Below are 21,345 nucleotides of genomic sequence, written 5' to 3'. Positions count from 1 at the left end.
GGAGTCCCCTTGTCTCTTAATTATAGTAATATAGGTGTGGTATATTCCTAACTTTGTGATGTACAATACCAGTCGAACACTAAATGTTCTAATATTTGTATCCTATCACAACACAATAAATGTAGGCAATAGCCTACGGATAATACATACCCTTACAACATATGATGTCATTAACTACACTTAAGGGGTTTTTTGAGTTGTCAAATAATGAAGTGAAATGTATGGAGCTTGTCGCATTTGGTAGAGCACTACGTAAAGCGCGTAAAGAGATTCAGCTAACCCAAGAGCAACTCAACCTATATTCTCGTGTTGATCGGTCTTACATTAGTGAATTGGAGAATGGGGAGAAGGCGCCCTCGTTACTGATCATTGTCTCTCTAGCCAAAGCACTACAAATGAAACCGTCTGTTCTGATAGCAAGTTTCGAGGTGGAATTAGAACTAGAGTATGCTAGATAGTCTTTCGTGAGTTTTTTTGTTACTATTATTACATAGGAATCTAGAAACATATCTTTTTTGAGAATGTTAGACAAGGAGACTCATGTGAATGAAGATTCGTAAAGCCATTATACCAGCTGCAGGCTTAGGAACGCGATTCTTACCTGCTACCAAGGCCATGCCGAAGGAAATGCTGCCGATCGTGGATAAGCCTACCATTCAGTATATTGTGGAAGAGGCGGTTGCCTCGGGAATCGAAGACATTATCATCGTCACAGGAAAAGGCAAACGAGCGATCGAGGACCATTTCGATTATTCCTTCGAATTAGAGCATAATCTTGAATCGAAAGGGAAGTGGGATCTACTCAATGAAGTTCGCAAGTCATCGGAGATGGCAGACATTCATTATATCCGCCAGAAAGAACCGAAGGGACTAGGACATGCCATTTGGTGTGCACGTAAGTTCATAGGAGATGAGCCTTTTGCCGTCTTACTTGGGGATGATATTGTAGAGGCGCAACAACCCTGTCTCAAGCAAATGATCAATGTATATGAACAATACCAATCGTCCGTTGTTGGTGTCCAACCTGTACCATGGCATGAAGTTTCTAGGTATGGGATTGTCGATGGCTCGTTATTAGACGATAGAGTCTACCAAGCTAATCGATTGGTAGAGAAACCGAGACAAGAGATTGCTCCATCGAACTTAGCTATCATGGGGCGCTATATTCTCACACCGCAGATATTTGAGATACTTGGAGAGCATCATGCGGGTGTGAACGGCGAGATCCAATTGACGGACGCCATTTCACGTCTTGGCGAGCTGGAGCGAATCATCGCATACCATTTCGAGGGTCAGAGACATGATGTGGGAGAGAAGCTCGGATTTATCGAGACTTCCATCCACTATGCGTTACAACGTCACGAGCTAAGAGAAGAATTGTTAACATATATGAAGCAGATGATCCATCAAGCAGAGCAATTATAATATATTATATGTGTAGTGAAGACAAGAGCAGCCACCCCTAGGATGGCTGCTCTTGTCGATTCAGCAATATAACTATTAATCGTTCGTGTTCTTCACAATCGTATCAATCTGTTCTTTCTCCGTAGGATCAATCTGAATCAATCGATCCAATACGGCTTGATCATTCAATCCTTGCTTCATTAAGGAAGCAACATACCAACGTGAGATTTCACGGCTGAGCGGATCAGTTAAGTCTTCCACTAGTCCTAACTTCAAGACATCTGAAGCTAATTCAGGTTGATTAAGCAGGAACTGCATTTTCCCCGTATTCAGAATCATTGCAGGTGTATTCGCAAAAGGACGACCAGCCATTTGTCCTTCAGGGAGTGTAGATAGATGAACTAGCCCAGCCTGTACCTTATTGTACGCTTCAATCCCTGCATTGAAATATTTATCCCTAGAAGCGGTATCCTGGTTACCAATAGCACCCATACCCAGTTGATGCGCTTGTACAATAATGCGCTCATACCATTCGATATCCCAATTGAAATTAGGAGAATTCGTTAGCAATAGATCGAATGCTTCTGCTTGCTTACCTTTAAGTTCATGCAAAGCAATGAATTGATTAATCATTCCTTTATTATAAGGCTCATCCTTAAGTGCTTCATCAATCAGATGGTATGCCTCTTGGTAGAAGTCTTCGTTCTGTGACTGAGAGTGCACTTCAAGATATAGATTAGCTAACAACAATACGGAATCTGGATGATTCTTGCGTAAGCTCAGATCTTTATCCAGTGGGGCCTTAATCTCTTCATACGATGTACTTGTCTGTACTACTTTTCTAGCATCTAACCCGCTGTTACTAGCTTGAGCGTAGCGGAATGAAGTGAATAATACGACGACCCCACATATCCCTATCACTAGACTATATAAGATACTAGGACCACTACCACGTAAGCGAAGTTGTGTTAGACGCATGGGTTGACTCTCCATCACTGAAGCCATACCACCAAGTCCAAGGTAGACAAGAATACCGATATACATGTAACTCATATTGAAATCTAAGATGCTGTGTATAAGAATAGATAATGCGAGAATAAGATATAAGAAATGAGATTCACGTCCATCCTCATCTGTCTTCATGTACAAACGAATATATTTATAGAATATAAAGATCAGGAACGACATGAATATAACAAATCCAAGAATTCCCACCTCAATCAGATACTGAAGGAAGAAGTTATGAGCCTGGCGACTCGTATAAGGGTTATTCTGATACTTCTCATATAATGAACCCCAAGCACCACCACCCGCACCCAGTACAGGATAATCTTTAACGACCTTTATCGCATCTTTATAAAATGTTAAACGTTCCAGAACACTATGCTGTTGAAAGTTAATATTATCTAGACGAGTACTCATATTCTCAGGAAGAATATTGCGTGCCCCTGTCCCAATAAATAGAAAAGCAAGTGCACCAACAATGATGACAGATCCTAGAGGAATCCATAGATTGGAAGTCTTACGATTCGACCAAGATTGAAGACTACGTTCTAGCAGTGGAAGGAACCACCGTTGTAACAACCAAGCGAATATAGCGACAACTGCCGAAGTGGCTAGTAAAGTTCCCCAGGCCTTTGCAGCCATACCGCCTTCATAACTCTTGTTCAGATGCAGTCCTAGATCGGTTACTGACTTTGAGATCAGTAGGGATGCGACTCCAGCAATAACTGTGTACACAACCCACAGAATCTGTTTGGCTGGCTTCAAGAACAATAAGAGTAGAACGAATACCACGGGTAGCATAACTAATCCACCACGGGAAAGCGTTAATAATATAGATACAATGATCGGTACTAACATGAATCCGTGAATCACTTGACCCACCCATGTCTTGGACTTTATTAAGAAGAACACCGCAGCGAATAAGAAAGCCATTAGAAAGGCAGCATACGTGTTAGCATACTGGAACACCGATGTCAGACGTAATCCGTTCGAGTCCGTCATTACAGCATCCGTATAGATCCCATTTAATACCCCACTAGAGAACCAGGTAACTAGCTTTCCTGCAAAAGTACCTTGTCCGAACCAATGAAGGAATCCGAATCCTATAATGAAATAGGAAATCGTCATGATCGCCGTTTGGATCACTTGGTTAGCTCGTCTGTCCCGCAATAAGAACAATCCAATGATGAACATGATCGCATAAGAACAATGTATAATGACCATATTCATCGCTAACGCATGTGAGGCAGCATTGAAGAGAGCAAGTGCAAATGTAATAGGTAGCAATAATACCCAAATGGCCATCCAATCTCGTTGATTATCGAATTCAATCGACTTGTAGTCTTTAGCAATCCAGATGAACAGGATCACACAAGCCAGCACAGACGCCCACATGATTGGACTCTCAAAGCTCAGTGTCTGTCCGTTAAATAGGGCTACTTGAAAGGGTGTCCAAGCTAAATATAGAATGATAGAAACAATGAGAACCCATGATAATAGTGGTAATTTGGCAACATCTATCGACCTTTTAGCCTGTTTACCGTATACTTGTTTAGACAAAGTTTTCAATCTCCTTTATGTGTAGATATGAACAATATTTTAGCATAAGGGTTGCAAATAATACAGAATACTAATTATAAATTGGTTTTAAATTCCAATTGCGTATTTTATCAAAGGGGTATATGGATGAAATTTAGAAATATGATTCAGATTAGAAAAATGAAGTTAGTAATTTTTATTTTGTTGAGTAGCGTTTTAAGTTTACTATATATTTACAAATTTCAAGAACCTTCTCCTAGAGACTTACAATTTATTTCAGGGGTAATACAAGGTGGGGGATTAAAGTTTGTCTTTATCATCGTGCTATCAGTTATATATTTCTCGATGATTGCGTTAATACTGAAAGCCATTGGAAAGAAATATCTTATTTACTTTTTTTCTGACATATACCGCTCAAGAAGCATGATACTACAGCTTGCCAAAAATGACTTTAAATCAAGATTCTCCGGTTCGTTTTTTGGTATATTTTGGGCTATTCTTTCGCCTTTATTAACGATTGGTGTCTATTGGTTTGTTTTTGAGATTGGTTTCAAAACTTCTAACATTAAAGACATTCCCTTTATATTATGGTTTATGATGGGTATTGTGCCTTGGTTCTATTTTTCCGAAGCCTTAAGTGGTGTTACGAATGTATTTGTTGAATATAGCTATTTAGTGAAGAAAGTTGTTTTTAATATAAATGTGTTACCCTTTGTTAAATTGCTTTCTATATCTCTTATTAATACCTTTTTTATTGTAATTTTAATTTCAACATATTTATTATATGGAGGGTCATTCTCGTTATATAATCTACAAATATTTTATTATTTAGTATGCCTTATTTTTTTATGTATGGGTCTCACACTATTAACATCTACTGTATCAGTATTTTTCAAGGATCTTAATCAGATAATAGGTATAATACTACAATTCGGCTTTTGGTTTACTCCTATAGTGTGGAATACTGATGACGCACCAAAATTTTTAGCTAATTTCTTTCAATTGAATCCTATGGTATATATCATTGATGGATTTAGAGATTCCTTTTTATATCATCATTGGTTCACGGAGAAACCATTGTATGCAGCTTATTTTTGGTTGGTTAGTGTTCTTTTGTTTTTGCTGGGCATATTTGTTAATAAGAGATTGAAATCCCACTTTTCAGATGTATTATAGGGGGCAGTAATAATGGAAAAGGTAATATCTGTTGTGAATTTAAAAAAGGTATATAAATTATATGAAAAACCGATTTACAGACTGAAAGAGTCGTTGAATATAACCGGGAAAAAGTATCATAAGGAACACTATGCTCTGAACAATATCAATTTTGATGTGTTTAAGGGTGAAACAATTGGACTAATAGGGAAAAATGGTTCAGGCAAATCGACTCTCTTGAAGATAATTACAGGTGTTTTGTATCCGACTACGGGTGAGATTAGTAGTCATGGTAGAATTTCTGCCCTACTTGAGTTAGGAGCAGGCTTTAATCCCGAATTTACTGGTTTGGAGAATATATATCTTCAAGGTACTATGATGGGCTATCCAAGTGACGAGATGCAAGGGAAGCTGCAGAGCATTATCGATTTCGCAGATATAGGAGATTTTATAAACCAGCCTGTAAAGACATATAGTAGCGGTATGTTTGCACGACTAGCATTTTCAGTGGCTATAAATGTGGACCCTGATATCCTAATAGTAGATGAAGCGTTATCTGTAGGGGACATTTTCTTTCAAAGTAAATGCTACAATAAGTTTGAGGAATTTGCCGAAAAGGGAAAAACTATTTTGTTTGTGAGTCATGATATGGGAAGTATTATAAAATACTGTAATCGATCAATATTATTGCATGAAGGTGAGTTTATTGCAGAGGGACCATCAAAGGAAATGGTCGACCTCTATAAAAAAATAGTTAGCGATTCATATTATAAAGATGTCAAGCAAGAAGATATTACTTCTGTTGATGATTATAATAATGCAGAATGGATTAACAGAATTCCTAATAAAAATCCTAATCATGTTGAATACGGAAATAAAAAGGCTGAAATCTATGATTATGGTGTGTTTAATCTGGATGATCAAATTGTAACAAATGTCGTCAAAAATCAACTGTTTCAAATTAAATTAAGAGTTAAATTCGCTGTAGAGGTTCAATCTCCAATATTTGCGTACACTATCAAAGATGTTAAGGGAAATGATTTAACTGGAACTAACACTTTGTTTGAGAGTGTGAATACCGGATCTGCAATTGAAGGAAGTATATACGAGATTTCTTTTGAACAAAAGCTACCGCTACAAAATGGAGAATATCTGATATCACTAGGGTGTACAGGATACGAATTGGGTGAACTGCAGATCTATCATCGCTTATATGATGTGCTGAACTTAATTGTAATTTCCGAAAAAAATACGGTTGGTTTTTTTGATGTGAACTCCAGTGTGGAATTAAAGAAGTTAAAATAAATAAACCGAGTATGGAGGATAATAGTGGAGATTGGAAATGTGAGCGTTAATCTTGATTACTATTCAGGACAAGATTTATATAGTGACGGTACTGTCGAGAATGAAATATTTGAGTATCTTAAAAAGGGCTTAGATATTGACAAACTTCTTCGTATGGAGGATCGCTGGGCAGTTCTTTATCATTTATCTCCAACAAGAAGGAATCTACTGGAATGGATGGAGTTCTCTCAGGGTAGTAAAACACTTGAAATCGGAGCAGGTTGTGGGGCTTTAACTGGTCTGCTTTGCGAAAAATCATCGCAAGTGACTTCTATTGAATTATCCTTGCAAAGAGCTAAGATTTTAGCTGAGAGACATAAAAATTGTGATAATCTTGAAGTGATTGTTGGAAATTTAAACGATGTTCCATTAGCTGATAATACCTATGATTATGTTTCCTTAATAGGGGTTCTCGAATATGCTGAGCAGTTCACCCAGGGTAGCAAGCCATTTTCAACCTTTCTGGGAAAGATATTCAACACATTAGCCCCTAAGGGCACATTGATTTTGGCTATTGAGAATAAATTTGGTCTTAAGTATTGGGCGGGTGCTAGGGAAGATCATACAGGAATATTTTTTGATGGTTTAGAAGGTTATCCGCGAGACGCAAAAGCTAAAACCTTTGGTAAAATAGAGTTGGAAGACCTACTTTATAGTTGCGGCTTTAGCAAATTGGAATTTCATTACCCTTTTCCTGATTATAAAATGCCTAAGCAAGTTTATTCCGATGAATCTCTTCCAGGTGTTGGATTTAATGGAGAATCACCAAACTATGATATGGACCGTCTGAAGCTGTTTAATGAATCCTTGGTATATTCAAACATAATAAAAAATGGACAGTTCCCCTTCTTTGCTAATTCATTTTTAGTTCTTTGTGAGAAGAATGGAGCAGGTGAAAACAATGAGCAATAAGGTTATATATTCTAAATATAATAGAGAAAGAAAAACACAATTTCAAATTGCTACGATTCATTATCAAAATGGTTCTGTAACGAAAGTGAAAAAGATACCGTTAACAGGTGAGGCAATTAATCATATAAAAGCTATACACGACAATAGTCTTTTACTTAAAGACGTTTATCAAAATATTGAAGTCTTGACTGGGGAGATTATCGATGGATGCCTAGTATATGACTTTATACAGGGTACAAGCTGGGATCAAAGATTATTAACCGAGGTATTAAACGGTAATTTAGTAGGCTTTATCAAACTTCTGGAATCCTTTAATGATCTATTAACTGGATTGAAACCAGCTGATAGGGAAGACTTTATATCTTCTGAGGAATTCAATACAATATTTGGACAAGGCCTATTATTAAAAAATGAACTATGTGTACACCCTGCGAATGTTGACTTTATCTTTGATAATGTGTTTTTTACAGAACGTGGAACTAATGTATTGTTGGATTGTGAGTGGGTATTCCCTTTCAAAATACCTATTAAGTACATCCTTTTTCGTAGTATATATGCCTTTTGGGTGAAATATAACAATTATATTGAACCTTTAATTAGCTTTGAAGATATATTAATCAAGTTTGAAATAGATTCAGAACTCAAGGATATATTTTTAATAATGGAAGAAGAGCATTTTCAGCTCTATGTCAATGGAGATTGGTATAAGGCTGGTTTTTTTGGGAGATATGTAAAGGAAGTACATTCTTTGAACAAAGTGACTAATTTATTGGAACAAAGTATGATTAATATGAAGTTGTTTTTTCCAAGTGAGAGGGGATATTCGGAAGATAATATAATCTCTAAGGTATGTGCTAGATCTTCAGGCATAATGGAGGTTAGTTTTATTCTGGATTCTAATTATTCCAATGAATTTCCACTTCGGATCGATCTTCTAGAACGGCCAGGGGTAATCTGTTTTGAGTCCATTCAAATTCATGAGATATCTGAAACGGATTCAAGTTACACCTTAGATTACAATGTGAAGGATATAACCTATAACGATAATATTATTCAATTGGAGGAAAAGGGGGAATCCCTTTTTCTATCGACCGGTGAAGATCCTCAATTGTTTTTGAATATTAATTCAAAAACTATTCAAAGACTATTGACGCTAAGAATGAGAATAGATTTGAATATTACTCCATATGTGGAACTGATCCTTAGAAGAAAAACTGAAAGTATTCAAGGTGAGATAGGTGTTTATCAAGAGGCATTAGATAAGTCGAAGCTTGAAAATATCCATTACTCAAGAAAAGTTGATGCTTATTTGAAGCGAATAAATATAGTTGAATCTGAAAAGGCAGTCTACGACAAAGAGATAAATACTTATAGATCAGAATTAAAGGAATTGAAGGGATCCTTATCCTGGAAGCTTACTGCTCCCATTCGTTATCTTGGCCAATTCTTCAAGAATAGACAGTAATTTTATCACTAACAAAGTTAAGAGGGTGCTAGAGTGTTGAAGCTTGATATTATTTTAGTCAGTTATAATTCCGAAATGTGGATAGAGAATTGCCTAAAGAGTTTAGAACTTGTTGAATATGACTTGGGAAGTATTTATATCACATTGGTTGATAATAACTCTTCCGATAGAACCGTGAATTTAGCAGAAGAATACTCCAACAAAGACTTATTTGGATGTTTTCAAATTATTAAGTCCGATAATAATTTGGGTTTTGGAAAGGCAAATAATTTAGGTGTTAGAAAGTCAGAACAAGATTATGTCTTCTTTTTAAATATTGATACCGAACTTGAACCCGACTCTATAACGGAATTAATGAAGGCGGTTGGAAGCAGCACAAAGGATGCTGGTCTTTGGGAAGCGCGACAATTTCCATATGAACACCCTAAAGTATATAATCCTGTTACGTTGGAAACAAGCTGGTCTAGCGGGGCATGTTGCCTAGTAAGAAGAGATTACTTCATGGAAATAGGCATGTTTGATGAAAGAATATTTATGTACGGTGAAGATGTTGATCTTAGTTGGAGATTCAGAGCTCATGGTTATAAATTGATTTACGTACCTAAAAGTATAATCTACCACTTTACCTATATGAGTGCTGGAGAAGTAAAACCAAACCAATTCTATAACAGTACTTATATGAACCTAATGCTTCGTTATAAGTTTGGAAATGTAAAAGATATAATTAAAGGCCAAATAATGTATAGCGGATTAATGTTCGTGAAGGGTCCTTCTAATAATCATAAGACGAAGATAATAACAAGACTATTACGAAGCCCCTTAGAAGGATATAAATTTAGAAGTTGGAAAAGAAAAACAAAGAGCCAATTCAAAGCTAATTTCAAATTGTGGGATTATGAAATTATTAGAGAAGGAGCATTCTATATTAATGAAAGACCGGAAGAGACTCCCTTAGTATCGATATTGATCCGGACTTGTGGGAGACCTAACGTATTGAGAGAAGCTTTAATTAGTGTAAGGAATCAAACATATAAAAACATTGAAGTAGTGGTAGTTGAAGATGGTCCTGCAATTTCTGAAGGTTTAATAACTCGAGAGTTTTCAGACCTTAATATTGTTTATAAAGCTTCTGAAGATAAAGTGGGAAGATGTGTTGTTGGCAATATAGCGTTAGAGACTGCGAGTGGACAATACTTCAATTTTTTAGATGATGATGATCTACTCTATGCGGATCATATTGAAGTCTTGGTTGACCAATTACTTAAGAATCCTAAGAAAAAAGCGGCCTATTCAATTAGTTTTGAAGTACCCACGGAAATCATCTCCAAAGAGCCATATGTTTATAATGAATTGTTTCATAATGTTCAACATAGACAGCCCTTCAATCGTCTTGTTCTTATGCATCACAATTATTTCCCGATACAAACGGTCCTATTTAATAGAGAGATTTATGATGATCTGGGTGGGATAGATCTTGCTCTGGAAGTTTTGGAAGATTGGGATTTGTGGTTGAGATATGCCCTGAAATATGACTTTTTATATGTAGAAAAACTAACGTCGTTATATCGAATACCAGCAAGTATAACTAATAATGTAGAAAGACAAAAGTTATTTGATGAGTATTTATTAATTGTAAGAGAAAAGCATTTTAATAATAAATTCGAGATAAATATGGCATCGATATTTAAAGATGCTGAATATTTATTGAATAAGCCTCCAACTGTAATTTATAAAATTAAGGGAATGAGTTTTAAAACATTTTTATTTAAAGTTAGAAATAAAGTGTTTTATTATGCTAAAAGGATATTGAAATAAATCTTTGTATAGTTTGGGAGATGGATTAATGTATAAGGAGCTTCTAGTTAATAAATTAAAAGGTAGATCCAATAATTTAGATTTTATTAGATTGATTGCAGCTATTTCAGTGATACTATCTCACAGTTATCCGCTTACTGGACAGCAAACGGAAATCTTCTCCTTGATTTCAGGAGGACAATGGACTTTGGGTGGAATATCTGTAGCTATATTTTTTGTAATCAGTGGATTTTTAGTTAGCAGAAGTTTTGAGAATTCAAGTATAACACAATTTATAAAGAACCGATTATTGAGGATATTTCCAGGTTTAGTGGTGGTCACATTGTTATCTGTAATTGTTTTAGGTCCATTATTAACAACGATACCTTTGTCAGAATATTTTAAGAATCATTCTACTTTGAGCTATATAAACAATGCCTTCTTGATGGATGTACAGTTTAGTTTACCAGGTGTCTTTGAACAGAATTTATACCCAAATGCGGTAAATGGTTCAATATGGACAATCCCATATGAGGTGCTATGTTATATTGGGATAGCAATAGTTGGTTATTATGGTCTCTTCCAAAAAAGAGGGGGGTACTTTTTCTATTTATACTAGTGTTTGTCTTGAATAATGTAATGCCTGTTCAATATTTGAATACAAATGTACATGGCTTTTTGTTGGGAAGTTTGATGGAACTAACTCTATTCTTTTTGATGGGCGCTGTATTATATTCATACCGTGAGAAAGTTGAACTAAACCGTAAATGGGCGTGGATCTGCTTATTCACTTTGGTGATTACGATGCAATTAGGACACTTTAAGGGTGCCTTTCTATTTTTTGGTTCTTACTTGATTATATTTGTTGGTTATTATGGTAAAGGTAAATTTAGCAAAGTTTCAAAATATGGAGACTTTTCTTATGGGGTATATATCTATGCATTTCCTATACAGCAAATTGTTCAATGGAAATTAAATAATCAATCTTCACCGATTATTAATTTTATGATTTCCACACCAATAATTTTGATCTTTGCATTCCTATCGTGGCATCTAGTAGAGAAACAGGCTTTAAAGTTTAAGGTGAAATTAAAAAGTAACCTTGGGTCCAATGTCCTTGTTAATAAGGATATAAGGAATTAATACCCTTTCCTTCTAACTATAGTCTTGCTGAACGTAATGATTACAATAGTGTATTGAGAAGTGGGAATTCCAAATAGATATAGAACAATTACTTATCTTGGAGTGTATGTCGAAAAACATAAAAATCCACTTACTTACACCTTGTGCGTCAGAACTGTTAATGTAAAGAAATACTTTTTGGTGTGTCTTATTATTCACCAAGTATTGTATTGTAGCGCTTGGAATCATCTGCTGGTTTGGCGGGATGGGATTATGAATAAAGATAACCGATACCGTTAAATGAATGTAATCGTAGAAGGTCGTCAAAATAGTAAATGGTATAATTAGATTGTTAGGAACTGAGAATTTAAGGTAGAGTAATAATAATTAATTGAAAGTACATCAGGAGGAAACATGGAGAGAACAACTGGTTCAACTTGCAGGAATAAACTTCTTGGTCTTAATGACTGGATATTGCCATGGTTTGTTTTATCTTTATTTTTAAAGGTTATTACATACTCATTTTCCAGCAAAATGGAGCTTGACGTAATTGCAATTTTCACATCCTTTGCATCAGTCTTTTTGTTGTGTCTTTTAATATCTCTGATTAGAAAGAGATTTCTAAGAAATACTATCTTGATATTTGTTAACTTTTTGGGAAGTATAATAATATGGGGTGATCTATTATATTTTCGTTTTTTTGGTGATGTTCTTTCTTTATTCTCAATGGCTTACGCAGATCAGGCTGTTAGTCTAATAGATACAATTCTGTCAATATCCAAAATAAGTGACGCATTCTACTTTTTTGATTTGATATTAGTACTATTATTATTAAATAGAGTTAATTTACGAATAAGATTTAAAAGAAACATTGTCATTATAATGATTATAATAAGTATCTTGTTTGTGTCAATAAAGATTTATGATATATTGTTAGACAAAGAAAACATCTATGGTAGTTCTATGTATAAACCTTTAATAGTGAAGAAACTCGGTATACTTAATTATCATGTGTACGATATAAATAAATATATTGTAAAGTTATTAGATAAAAGCGAATTATCAGAAGAGAAATTTAATGAAGTGAAAGATTGGTATTCATCCAATGAATCCTTTGATCCAAAGGGTAAATACTTTGGATCTGCTAAGGGTAAAAATGTTATTGTGATTCAAGAAGAATCGTTACAACACTTCCTGATAGGTCTAGAAATTGAAGGGGAGGAAGTAACGCCCATTCTAAACAGCTTCTTGGACAAATCCATTTATTTTGATAATATATTCCAACAGACATTTAACGGTAGGACATCAGATGCTGAACTATTAGCGCTCGCTTCGTTGTATCCCACAAGTGATGGAGCGGTAAGTTCTAGATATGCGAATAACCAATTCTCCGGGTTACCAAAGCTACTTAAAGAACAAGGTTATACATCCTTTTCAGCGCATCCAAACGATGGAGGGTATTGGAATAGATTGAAGATGCACCAAAACTATGGATTTAATCAATCGGCCTTTATTGATGATTTTGTGGTCGATGAAATTGTTGGTTGGGGTTTATCGGATGAATCATTTTTTAGACAAGTTTCAAATAAGTTAGATAACTTAGACGGCAAGTTTTTTTCATTCTTAATTACATTATCTAATCATACTCCCTATAATAGAATACCAGAAAAGTATAAAACACTTAATCTAGGAGAGTATGAAAATTCATTGTTAGGAGATTATCTTCATTCAGCGAATTATGCGGACTATGCATTGGGTGAGTTCATAGAATTCCTGAAATCTAGAAACCTATATGAAAATTCATTAATTGTTATTTATGGAGATCATGATTCGGGTATTCCATTGGGAGAAGTGAATCAGTTAAATCTTGTTAATGAAAATCAGACTTTCATGTTAAATCAAATACCTCTTATATTCCATATTCCTGAGACCCAAATTTCAGAAGTGGTTACTGACTTTGGGGGAGAAATCGACATTGCGCCTACAATGCTACATTTGTTGGGGATTGATCCAAAGGAAGCATTCTTTATGGGGAATAATTTATTGAGTGATGGGAATGAAGATAATTTGGTGGTTTTCAGAAATGGTTCATTCATCAATGAAGATATGTATTTTGATAATACAAATGGAACTTGTCAATCTATTGAAGATGTTTCAAAATTTGATATAACTGTCTGTGATTCTGGTAAAAAAATTGCAAATGAAACATTGCGAATCTCGGATATCACATTAGAGTACAATTTAACAGCCCGGTTGTCTAAATATATTCGTGATTTCAAGTTGGAGGTATTAGAAAAGTCTAAAATAGTAGATATTCCAGTGGAAGATAAAAACATTGAATATGCATTGGATGAAATAGTTCAAACAAGAAATGAATTTATTATTAATGGGTGGGCGATAAATAAAGAAGAATCGAGTGAGAATCAATTGACATATGTTGTTTTGGTCCCAGAGAATAGATTGCAAGGATACAAGATTGGAACAAATCTAGTTCCTAGACCTGATGTTACTGAGTATTATAAAAATATAAAGGATTATAGGAATTCAGGGTTTAATATCACACTTCAAAAGGGGGAATTTCCGAAAGGGAATTATAGAATAGGATTAATTCTGAAGAATGACGGGAATGAGTACTACAAATTAACGAGCAAAGAAATTTCTATATAATATATTGGGAGGTTTGACTATATGAAAGGTATTATCTTGGCGGGTGGTACTGGTTCACGTCTATTTCCATTAACAAAAGTGACTAATAAACATCTTCTACCTGTAGGGAAATACCCTATGATCTTTCACTCTGTCTATAAACTCAAGCAAGCCGGTATTACGGATATTCTCATTGTTACAGGTAAGGACCATATGGGAGATGTCGTTAACCTTCTTGGTAGTGGCAGAGAAATGGGAGTGACCTTCACATATAAAGTACAGGATGAAGCTGGTGGAATCGCTCAAGCACTTGATCTAGCAGAACATTTTGTTGGTGAAGATCAGATGGTTGTTATCTTAGGTGATAATGTCTTTGAAGACGACATTACGCCATTCGTTCAGAATTTCCAACAGCAGAAGGTTGGCGCTAAGATTCTGATTCAAGAAGTGCTAGACCCTAAAAGATTTGGAGTACCTGAACTTCAAGGAGAACGAATTATTTCTATTGAAGAAAAGCCGGAACATCCGAAATCTGATTACGCGGTAACAGGAATTTATATGTTTGACCAAAATGTTTTTGATATTGTTAAGACTTTGAAACCTTCTAATCGGGGCGAATTGGAAATCACTGATGTGAATAATGCATATATTAATCGTAATGAACTTAGTTTCGATATTCTTCAGGGTTGGTGGACGGATGCAGGTACACATGCTTCATTAGCGCGAGCTAACGAATTGTCCCAAGATTTAGACTTTGGAGAATCATTCGGGAAATTGAAACTATAAATATAAGGAGGAATTCTAAGCATGAAAGTCACTCCTCTTCAGTTACTAGGTGCGAGTATAATCGAGCCGAACGTTCATGGAGACAGCCGAGGCTACTTCATGGAAAGCTATAACGACGCTGTATTGCAACAACAGGGAATCAAATTTAACTTCATCCAAGATAATCAATCCCTTTCCGCAGAGCCAGGTGTTCTACGTGGGCTTCATTATCAACTTAACCCCAAGGCTCAGACGAAACTAATCCGTGTTCTTACTGGCGCAATCTATGATGTGATCGTAGATATTCGTCGTAATTCACCAACATTCGGGCAGTGGGTAGGCGTGATCTTAAGCGAATATAACCATCGTCAGCTTCTAGTTCCCCAAGGATTCGCCCATGGATTCTGCACCCTTGTACCGAATACACAGGTATTCTACAAAGTAGATGAATACTATTCTCCTGAGCATGATCGTGGCATACTATGGAACGACCCAGCACTAGGAATTGATTGGCCTACAACAAGTCCCATTCTTTCGGATAAAGATCAACGTCATCCGCTACTTCAAGATGCGGAACTTAATTTTGAGTAGGGGGTAAATTGTTAAATGAAACTGCTTGTCACCGGCGGAGCCGGATTTATTGGTAGTAACTTTGTTATATACATGTTACAACAGCACCCGAATTACCAGATTGTCAATTTGGATTCATTAACCTATGCAGGAAATCTAGAGAACCTAAAGTCTGTTGAGAACCACCCGAACTATACGTTTGTTAAAGCGGATATTACCGATGCTCAGGCGATCGATCAAGTATTTCAACAAGGTATTGATGTTGTCGTGAACTTTGCAGCAGAGTCGCATGTGGATCGAAGTATTCTGGAACCTGAGGTGTTTGTAAAGACCAATGTATTAGGTACACAGGTGCTACTTGATGCTTCGAAGAAATATGGTGTTACGAAGTATGTACAGGTATCTACGGACGAAGTGTATGGTTCGCTTGGTGAGACCGGGCTATTTATGGAGAGTACACCACTAGAACCCAATAGTCCATATTCCGCTAGTAAAGCTGGTGGGGATCTATTAGTTCGTGCTTATCATGAAACATTCGGGCTTCCTGTGAATATTACTCGCTGTTCTAATAACTATGGTCCCTATCAGTTCCCAGAAAAGCTTATACCCTTAATCATATCTCGTGCACTGAGCGATCAGGCATTACCGATTTACGGTGATGGATTGAATATTCGTGATTGGCTTTATGTTGAAGATCATTGTAGTGCGATCGATCTTGTCATTCACCAAGGACGCCTTGGTGAGGTATATAATATTGGGGGAAATAACGAGCGGAATAATCTCCATATCGTGAAGACCATTCTACAAGAGTTGAATAAGCCAGAATCTCTTATTACTTATGTTGAGGATCGACTAGGTCATGATCGTCGTTATGGGATTGACCCAATGAAGCTTACACAAGAATTGGGATGGAAGCCCAAACACAACTTCGAGACGGGTATTAAAGAGACGATTAAATGGTATTTAGATAATCAAGATTGGTGGACACGTATTCAATCGGGAGAATACCAAGACTATCAGGTGAAACAATACGGGAAGCGTCTAGGAGATTCCTTGTGAAAGCACTTGTGACAGGATCAAGTGGTCAGCTAGGAATGGATGTTGTTACTATTCTGAATAATAACGGTCATGATGTTCTTGGTTGTGATCGACATCAGCTGGACATTACAGATCTAACACAGTGCCAACAAGTGATAGGTCAGTATCAACCGGATGTTGTTATCCACTGTGCAGCCTACACAGCAGTTGATGTTGCCGAGACAGATATAGATGCTGCATACACTGTAAATGCCGTAGGTACGAGAAATATAGTAGTGGCTACAGAGCATGTAGGTGCTAAACTGATCTATATCAGTACGGATTATGTATTTGATGGTACTAATTTGGAACCATACCATGAGTACGATAATACCAATCCTCAAAGCATTTACGGGAAGTCTAAACGTGCAGGCGAAGTATTAGTACAAAGCCTGTCTTCACGATACTTCATAGTTAGAACCTCTTGGGTATATGGTGTGTATGGAGATAATTTCGTTAAGACGATGTTGCGTCTAGGTCAAGAGAAGCCAACTCTAAAAGTTGTAGATGACCAGAAAGGCTCTCCAACCTATACGGTTGATCTAGCTAACTTCTTACTAGAACTAATGGCTACTGAGATGTATGGTATATACCATGCATCCAATAGTGGCTCATGTACATGGTATGAATTTACACAAGCCATATTTGAAGAGGCTTCTCATTTAGGTCTCAACATCATCGCGCAACCAGAACCTTGTACGACAGATGAATTCCCTCGTCCTGCACATCGTCCGGCTAACTCGGTTATGGAGCATCTATCCATTCGTACCAATGGATTTCAAGATTTACAACCATGGAAGGAAGGACTTAGGGACTTCCTCCAACAATGGAATGGAACTAAATCTAAATAGATATACCTTGAAACCCTCAATCTGGTTCCTATTGATTGAGGGTTTCGTCTATAATAGAGAGTAAATATACAACGTAAAGGATAATTTGCTTATGAATAGTTCTGTCAGTGTACAAATCGTAACTTATAATAGCTCAGAAGATATATCAACATGTTTAGAAGCATTACAAGCCCAAACATATCCTATACAGCAAATCATCGTTGTTGATAATGCATCCTCCGATAATACTTTGCAACAAATAGATTTACATTGTCAACGATATAGACAGAATATTAAATTGGTGAAGAATAAAGTAAACGTTGGATTTGCTCCAGCACATAATCAAGCTATTTTGCTTACTTCTACTGATTACGCACTCGTGTTAAACCCAGATGTAAGATTACATCCAGATTATATCAAGCTATTGGTCGAGCAACTAGGTAATCAACTCAATATGGGGAGTGCTACTGGGAAGCTACTTCTAAGTTCGAATACAGAGATAGTGGATAGTACAGGGATAATTATGAATCTTCATTGTCGGGCATTTGATCGTGGTTCGGGTGAACTCTCTTCCAAGTGGGATAAATCTGGAGAGGTATTTGGCGTGTCGGGGGCTGCTGCACTCTACTCTAGAAGAATGATTGAGGATATCAGCATAAATGGGGAATTCTTTGACAGTGATTTTTTTGCATATAAAGAAGATGTCGACGTTTCTTGGAGATCAGATCTATTGGGTTGGAAGTCTTACTATGTAGCAGAAGCGATAGGTTATCATGCTAGGGGCTGGAAACAAGGAAGTCGTACGACTCAGCCACTGTTTATAAGAAGAGCATCATATATTAATCGTTATAAAATGATGTATAAGAATATCGATCGTGCAGATTTATTTAGAACTATCATTCGTATCTTACCGTATGAGATAGCCAGTAACGGATACTTCCTAATCAGAGAACCTAAAGTGCTAGGTGCATGGCGTGCATTTGTTCAGCAATTACCCTATCTGAGAATCAAAAAAAGAGCAATTGAGGATAAAAGAGATTCGCGTTAATATTATCCATTCACCTAAGGTTCCACTCTTTCCCCCCCTCCAATATGGTATAATATTGTCGATAGATTACTATAGTTGTCAGGAAGTGCCTTGGATATGGATTTAAGCATACTTATACTAAATTATAATACTTGTAAGTTAACAATGGACTGTCTGCAGTCGGTGTTTGCTTCGCATACAAGTTACCAATATGAAGTGATTGTCATAGATAATCACTCTACTGATTCATCCGTAGAGACAATTACGAAAGAGTACCCACAAGCTACACTTATTGCTAATGATGATAATGTGGGGTTCGCACGAGGAAATAATCAAGGAATGGACATTGCGATTGGACGGTATGTTCTTCTTCTTAACTCAGATACGATTATTCAGACAGATACGTTACAGACGATGATTTCTTTCATGGATGAGAATTCTACCGTAGGCGCCTCAGGTTGCAAAGTGATTCTCCCTAACGGTAATTTGGATAAAGCATGTCGCCGAGGGTTCCCAACGCCTTCAGCATCTTTTTATTATGCATTTGGGATTTCGAGATTATTCCCAGATCATAAGAGATTCAATCAATACCAACTAGGTCATTTAGATCCTAATCAGGAGTATCCTGTAGATTGTCTGGTTGGCGCATTTATGATGTTACGTCGTGAGACAATCGCTCAAGTGGGTGGGTTGGACGAGACCTTTTTTATGTACGGTGAGGATGTGGATTGGTGTTATCGGATCAAGCAAGCAGGGTGGGAGATATATTATTACCCTCGTACGACGATTGTTCATCTGAAGGGTGGCAGCGCTCGACGTAGACCTACAAGAATCATCTATGAATTTCACCGTGCTATGTTCATATTTCATCAGAAACATTACAAAGAACGTTACAATTGGATCGTGAACACGGTTGTTTATACGGGGATAGGTGTGAAATTTACAATGGCATTATTGAAGAACAAATTGACACCATCTAAGCGTCACTCGAACTCAACAGATCAACAGCTGGAGGTGAGATTATGATTCGTAGTAATCAAGGTATATTGACCAAGTTATATATTATTTCTGATTTCCTCGTTATTCAGATCTCCTTCCTGCTGGCTTGGTGGATTAAATTCAATAGTGGCTTGATTGCATACGAGACCCCTCTACCTATTGAGAAATATACGCTATGGAGCTTAGTATATGGCGGAATTGCTGTTGTTATTGGTTTGTTGATGACACTCTATTCACCTAAGAGAAAGAAGAGATTCGCAGATGAATTTGTTAAAGTGATACAAGTTCATTCCATTACGATGTTCGTTCTCATTAGTATCATGTTTATTATGAAAGAGATTGATATCTCCCGAGTATATCTAGCCATATATCTAGGATTGAATATGTTCTTTATTATATTCTATCGCTACTTCCTTAAGGCTTCGCTCAAACATTTCCGTGAGAAGGGGTATAACCGACAATTCGTATTAATTGTGGGAGCGGGTAGTCTGGGTAAACGGTTCTTCAATAATTTGAAGCAATATCCTGAATTGGGGTATGAAGTCATTGGTTTTCTAGATGATAATCAAGAGTGGGATAATATTGAAGCTAAACATTATAGTCCAATTCTAGGTAGCTTGGATGACTTAGCTGATATTCTAAACCGAGAGCTAGTTGATGAAGTTGTTCTGGCGCTACCCTTAATGGCTCACTCTAAATATAAGGATATTATTATGCTCTGTGAGAAGGCGGGTGTACGGACACTGATCATACCTGACTTCTTCGATTACTTGCCAGCTCGACCTTACTTCGATAACTTTGCGGGGATGCCTATGATTAATGTAAGAGATATACCTTTAGATATCGTGGGGAACCAGATGGTCAAAAGATTATTCGATATCGTATTCTCCTTCTTAACGATTATACTGATTTCACCGATTATGCTAGTTGTAGCAATAGGTGTTCGATGTACTTCTCCAGGTCCAATTATATTTAAGCAAGAGCGTGTGGGATTAAATCGTCGAAAATTCATGATGTATAAATTTCGTTCCATGAAGCAGCAGAAGGAAGATGAAGAGGATACAGGATGGACAGTAGAGAATGATCCTCGACGTACTCGATTCGGTACATTCATTCGATCGACAAGTATAGACGAACTGCCTCAGTTCTTCAACGTGTTGATGGGGGATATGAGTGTCGTTGGACCACGTCCAGAAAGACCCTATTATGTAGAGCAATTCCGAGACGAGATTCCGAAGTACATGGTCAAGCATCATGTTCGTCCCGGTATTACGGGATGGGCACAGACGAATGGCTTACGTGGGGACACTTCCATAGAGGACCGGATTAATTATGATATCTTCTATATTGAGAACTGGACTATCTTGTTAGATATTAAGATTATTATGAAGACGATAAAGAATGGCTTTAACAATAATAATGCGTATTAACATGATAGTGATAATCTAATACAAGCTTATTGTAAATTTAGAGTAAATTTTGATTCAATAGAACTCGCAAACCTATACTTTTAGGCAGTTAGAAACAATCCATTTTGAAAGGAGATTGATCAAAATGGATTGTTTTCTTTTGAATTAATGTTCATCTTTTTTAAAAAGATTGATACTTTTCTATAGCTCTTCTCTTGTACTATGATCATGCCATTTCGCCATATGGCATGATTTCCACCACTTTTGTTGGTGTTCCAATTC

18 protein-coding genes are annotated in these 21,345 nt (G+C 36.6%); 17 read left to right on the top strand and 1 reads right to left on the bottom strand.

Annotated elements, in window-relative coordinates; all coding sequences use genetic code 11:
• Positions 1 to 197 precede the first annotated feature (197 nt).
• Positions 198 to 458, top strand: a complete 261-nt coding sequence (locus tag ACH8E3_RS04760) for a helix-turn-helix domain-containing protein (RefSeq protein ID WP_458631467.1) — start codon at positions 198 to 200, stop codon at positions 456 to 458.
• Between the two features lie 88 nt (positions 459 to 546).
• A complete protein-coding gene (gene galU, locus ACH8E3_RS04755; RefSeq protein ID WP_458631466.1) occupies positions 547 to 1,425 on the top strand; it encodes a UTP--glucose-1-phosphate uridylyltransferase GalU in 879 nt (292 codons plus the stop codon).
• A 75-nt stretch (positions 1,426 to 1,500) separates the two neighbouring features.
• Here the strand turns inward: galU and ACH8E3_RS04750 are convergent, their stop codons facing one another.
• Positions 1,501 to 3,969 (bottom strand): PglL family O-oligosaccharyltransferase, encoded by a 2,469-nt coding sequence (locus ACH8E3_RS04750; RefSeq protein WP_458631465.1) that lies wholly within the window; start codon positions 3,967 to 3,969, stop codon positions 1,501 to 1,503.
• A 126-nt stretch (positions 3,970 to 4,095) separates the two neighbouring features.
• Here ACH8E3_RS04750 and ACH8E3_RS04745 point away from each other — a divergent pair, with 126 nt between their 5' ends.
• The 15 genes from ACH8E3_RS04745 to ACH8E3_RS04675 all read left to right on the top strand — a co-directional run bounded on the left by ACH8E3_RS04745 (position 4,096) and on the right by ACH8E3_RS04675 (position 21,084).
• Positions 4,096 to 5,124 carry an ABC transporter permease gene (locus ACH8E3_RS04745; RefSeq protein ID WP_458631464.1) on the top strand — a complete coding sequence of 343 codons (1,029 nt, stop codon included), beginning with the start codon at positions 4,096 to 4,098 and terminating at the stop codon, positions 5,122 to 5,124.
• A gap of 12 nt (positions 5,125 to 5,136) precedes the next feature.
• Positions 5,137 to 6,408 carry an ABC transporter ATP-binding protein gene (locus ACH8E3_RS04740; RefSeq protein WP_458631463.1) on the top strand — a complete coding sequence of 424 codons (1,272 nt, stop codon included), beginning with the start codon at positions 5,137 to 5,139 and terminating at the stop codon, positions 6,406 to 6,408.
• 24 nt (positions 6,409 to 6,432) lie between these two features.
• Entirely contained in the window at positions 6,433 to 7,359 is a 927-nt protein-coding gene (locus ACH8E3_RS04735) for a class I SAM-dependent methyltransferase (RefSeq protein ID WP_458631462.1), read from the top strand.
• Positions 7,349 to 8,824, top strand: a complete 1,476-nt coding sequence (locus ACH8E3_RS04730) for a hypothetical protein (RefSeq protein ID WP_458631461.1) — start codon at positions 7,349 to 7,351, stop codon at positions 8,822 to 8,824. Before ACH8E3_RS04735 ends, ACH8E3_RS04730 begins: the two co-directional genes overlap by 11 nt.
• A 33-nt stretch (positions 8,825 to 8,857) precedes the next feature.
• Positions 8,858 to 10,639, top strand: coding sequence for a glycosyltransferase family 2 protein (locus ACH8E3_RS04725; protein ID WP_458631460.1), 1,782 nt, complete (start codon positions 8,858 to 8,860; stop codon positions 10,637 to 10,639).
• Positions 10,640 to 10,667: 28 nt separating this feature from the next.
• On the top strand, positions 10,668 to 11,237 hold the full coding sequence (locus ACH8E3_RS04720; RefSeq protein ID WP_458631459.1) for an acyltransferase family protein: 570 nt from the start codon (positions 10,668 to 10,670) through the stop codon (positions 11,235 to 11,237).
• A gap of 74 nt (positions 11,238 to 11,311) precedes the next feature.
• Positions 11,312 to 11,761, top strand: coding sequence for an acyltransferase family protein (locus ACH8E3_RS04715; RefSeq protein WP_458631458.1), 450 nt, complete (start codon positions 11,312 to 11,314; stop codon positions 11,759 to 11,761).
• Positions 11,762 to 12,154: 393 nt separating this feature from the next.
• Positions 12,155 to 14,407, top strand: coding sequence for an LTA synthase family protein (locus tag ACH8E3_RS04710; RefSeq protein WP_458631457.1), 2,253 nt, complete (start codon positions 12,155 to 12,157; stop codon positions 14,405 to 14,407).
• 21 nt (positions 14,408 to 14,428) lie between these two features.
• Complete coding sequence (locus ACH8E3_RS04705; protein ID WP_458631456.1) at positions 14,429 to 15,172, top strand: sugar phosphate nucleotidyltransferase; 744 nt, start codon at positions 14,429 to 14,431, stop codon at positions 15,170 to 15,172.
• A 21-nt stretch (positions 15,173 to 15,193) separates the two neighbouring features.
• Positions 15,194 to 15,742 carry a dTDP-4-dehydrorhamnose 3,5-epimerase gene (gene rfbC, locus ACH8E3_RS04700; protein ID WP_458631455.1) on the top strand — a complete coding sequence of 183 codons (549 nt, stop codon included), beginning with the start codon at positions 15,194 to 15,196 and terminating at the stop codon, positions 15,740 to 15,742.
• Between the two features lie 15 nt (positions 15,743 to 15,757).
• A complete protein-coding gene (rfbB, locus tag ACH8E3_RS04695; RefSeq protein ID WP_458631454.1) occupies positions 15,758 to 16,780 on the top strand; it encodes a dTDP-glucose 4,6-dehydratase in 1,023 nt (340 codons plus the stop codon).
• Positions 16,777 to 17,649: a dTDP-4-dehydrorhamnose reductase gene (gene rfbD, locus ACH8E3_RS04690; protein ID WP_458631453.1), complete on the top strand. Its 873-nt coding sequence runs from the start codon at positions 16,777 to 16,779 to the stop codon at positions 17,647 to 17,649. The genes rfbB and rfbD overlap by 4 nt, the downstream gene beginning before the upstream one ends.
• A 91-nt stretch (positions 17,650 to 17,740) precedes the next feature.
• Positions 17,741 to 18,676: a glycosyltransferase family 2 protein gene (locus ACH8E3_RS04685; RefSeq protein WP_458631452.1), complete on the top strand. Its 936-nt coding sequence runs from the start codon at positions 17,741 to 17,743 to the stop codon at positions 18,674 to 18,676.
• A gap of 96 nt (positions 18,677 to 18,772) precedes the next feature.
• Complete coding sequence (locus tag ACH8E3_RS04680; protein WP_458631451.1) at positions 18,773 to 19,681, top strand: glycosyltransferase family 2 protein; 909 nt, start codon at positions 18,773 to 18,775, stop codon at positions 19,679 to 19,681.
• Positions 19,678 to 21,084, top strand: a complete 1,407-nt coding sequence (locus tag ACH8E3_RS04675) for an undecaprenyl-phosphate glucose phosphotransferase (protein WP_458631450.1) — start codon at positions 19,678 to 19,680, stop codon at positions 21,082 to 21,084. Before ACH8E3_RS04680 ends, ACH8E3_RS04675 begins: the two co-directional genes overlap by 4 nt.
• The last annotated feature ends 261 nt before the right edge of the window (positions 21,085 to 21,345 follow it).

The organism is Paenibacillus sp. CMAA1364, assembly GCF_054373195.1.
This window is presented reverse-complemented; position numbering and strand designations above follow the sequence as displayed.

What these genes read in the sequence shown, in the direction of transcription:
- galU (WP_458631466.1), top strand. Translation starts at nt 547, where the DNA reads ATGAAGATTCGTAAAGCCATTATACCAGCTGCAGGCTTAGGAACGCGA.
- ACH8E3_RS04745 (WP_458631464.1), top strand. Translation starts at nt 4,096, where the DNA reads ATGAAATTTAGAAATATGATTCAGATTAGAAAAATGAAGTTAGTAATT.
- ACH8E3_RS04740 (WP_458631463.1), top strand. Translation starts at nt 5,137, where the DNA reads ATGGAAAAGGTAATATCTGTTGTGAATTTAAAAAAGGTATATAAATTA.
- ACH8E3_RS04730 (WP_458631461.1), top strand. Translation starts at nt 7,349, where the DNA reads ATGAGCAATAAGGTTATATATTCTAAATATAATAGAGAAAGAAAAACA.
- ACH8E3_RS04720 (WP_458631459.1), top strand. Translation starts at nt 10,668, where the DNA reads ATGTATAAGGAGCTTCTAGTTAATAAATTAAAAGGTAGATCCAATAAT.
- ACH8E3_RS04715 (WP_458631458.1), top strand. Translation starts at nt 11,312, where the DNA reads ATGGAACTAACTCTATTCTTTTTGATGGGCGCTGTATTATATTCATAC.
- ACH8E3_RS04710 (WP_458631457.1), top strand. Translation starts at nt 12,155, where the DNA reads ATGGAGAGAACAACTGGTTCAACTTGCAGGAATAAACTTCTTGGTCTT.
- ACH8E3_RS04705 (WP_458631456.1), top strand. Translation starts at nt 14,429, where the DNA reads ATGAAAGGTATTATCTTGGCGGGTGGTACTGGTTCACGTCTATTTCCA.
- rfbC (WP_458631455.1), top strand. Translation starts at nt 15,194, where the DNA reads ATGAAAGTCACTCCTCTTCAGTTACTAGGTGCGAGTATAATCGAGCCG.
- rfbB (WP_458631454.1), top strand. Translation starts at nt 15,758, where the DNA reads ATGAAACTGCTTGTCACCGGCGGAGCCGGATTTATTGGTAGTAACTTT.
- ACH8E3_RS04685 (WP_458631452.1), top strand. Translation starts at nt 17,741, where the DNA reads ATGAATAGTTCTGTCAGTGTACAAATCGTAACTTATAATAGCTCAGAA.
- ACH8E3_RS04680 (WP_458631451.1), top strand. Translation starts at nt 18,773, where the DNA reads ATGGATTTAAGCATACTTATACTAAATTATAATACTTGTAAGTTAACA.
- ACH8E3_RS04675 (WP_458631450.1), top strand. Translation starts at nt 19,678, where the DNA reads ATGATTCGTAGTAATCAAGGTATATTGACCAAGTTATATATTATTTCT.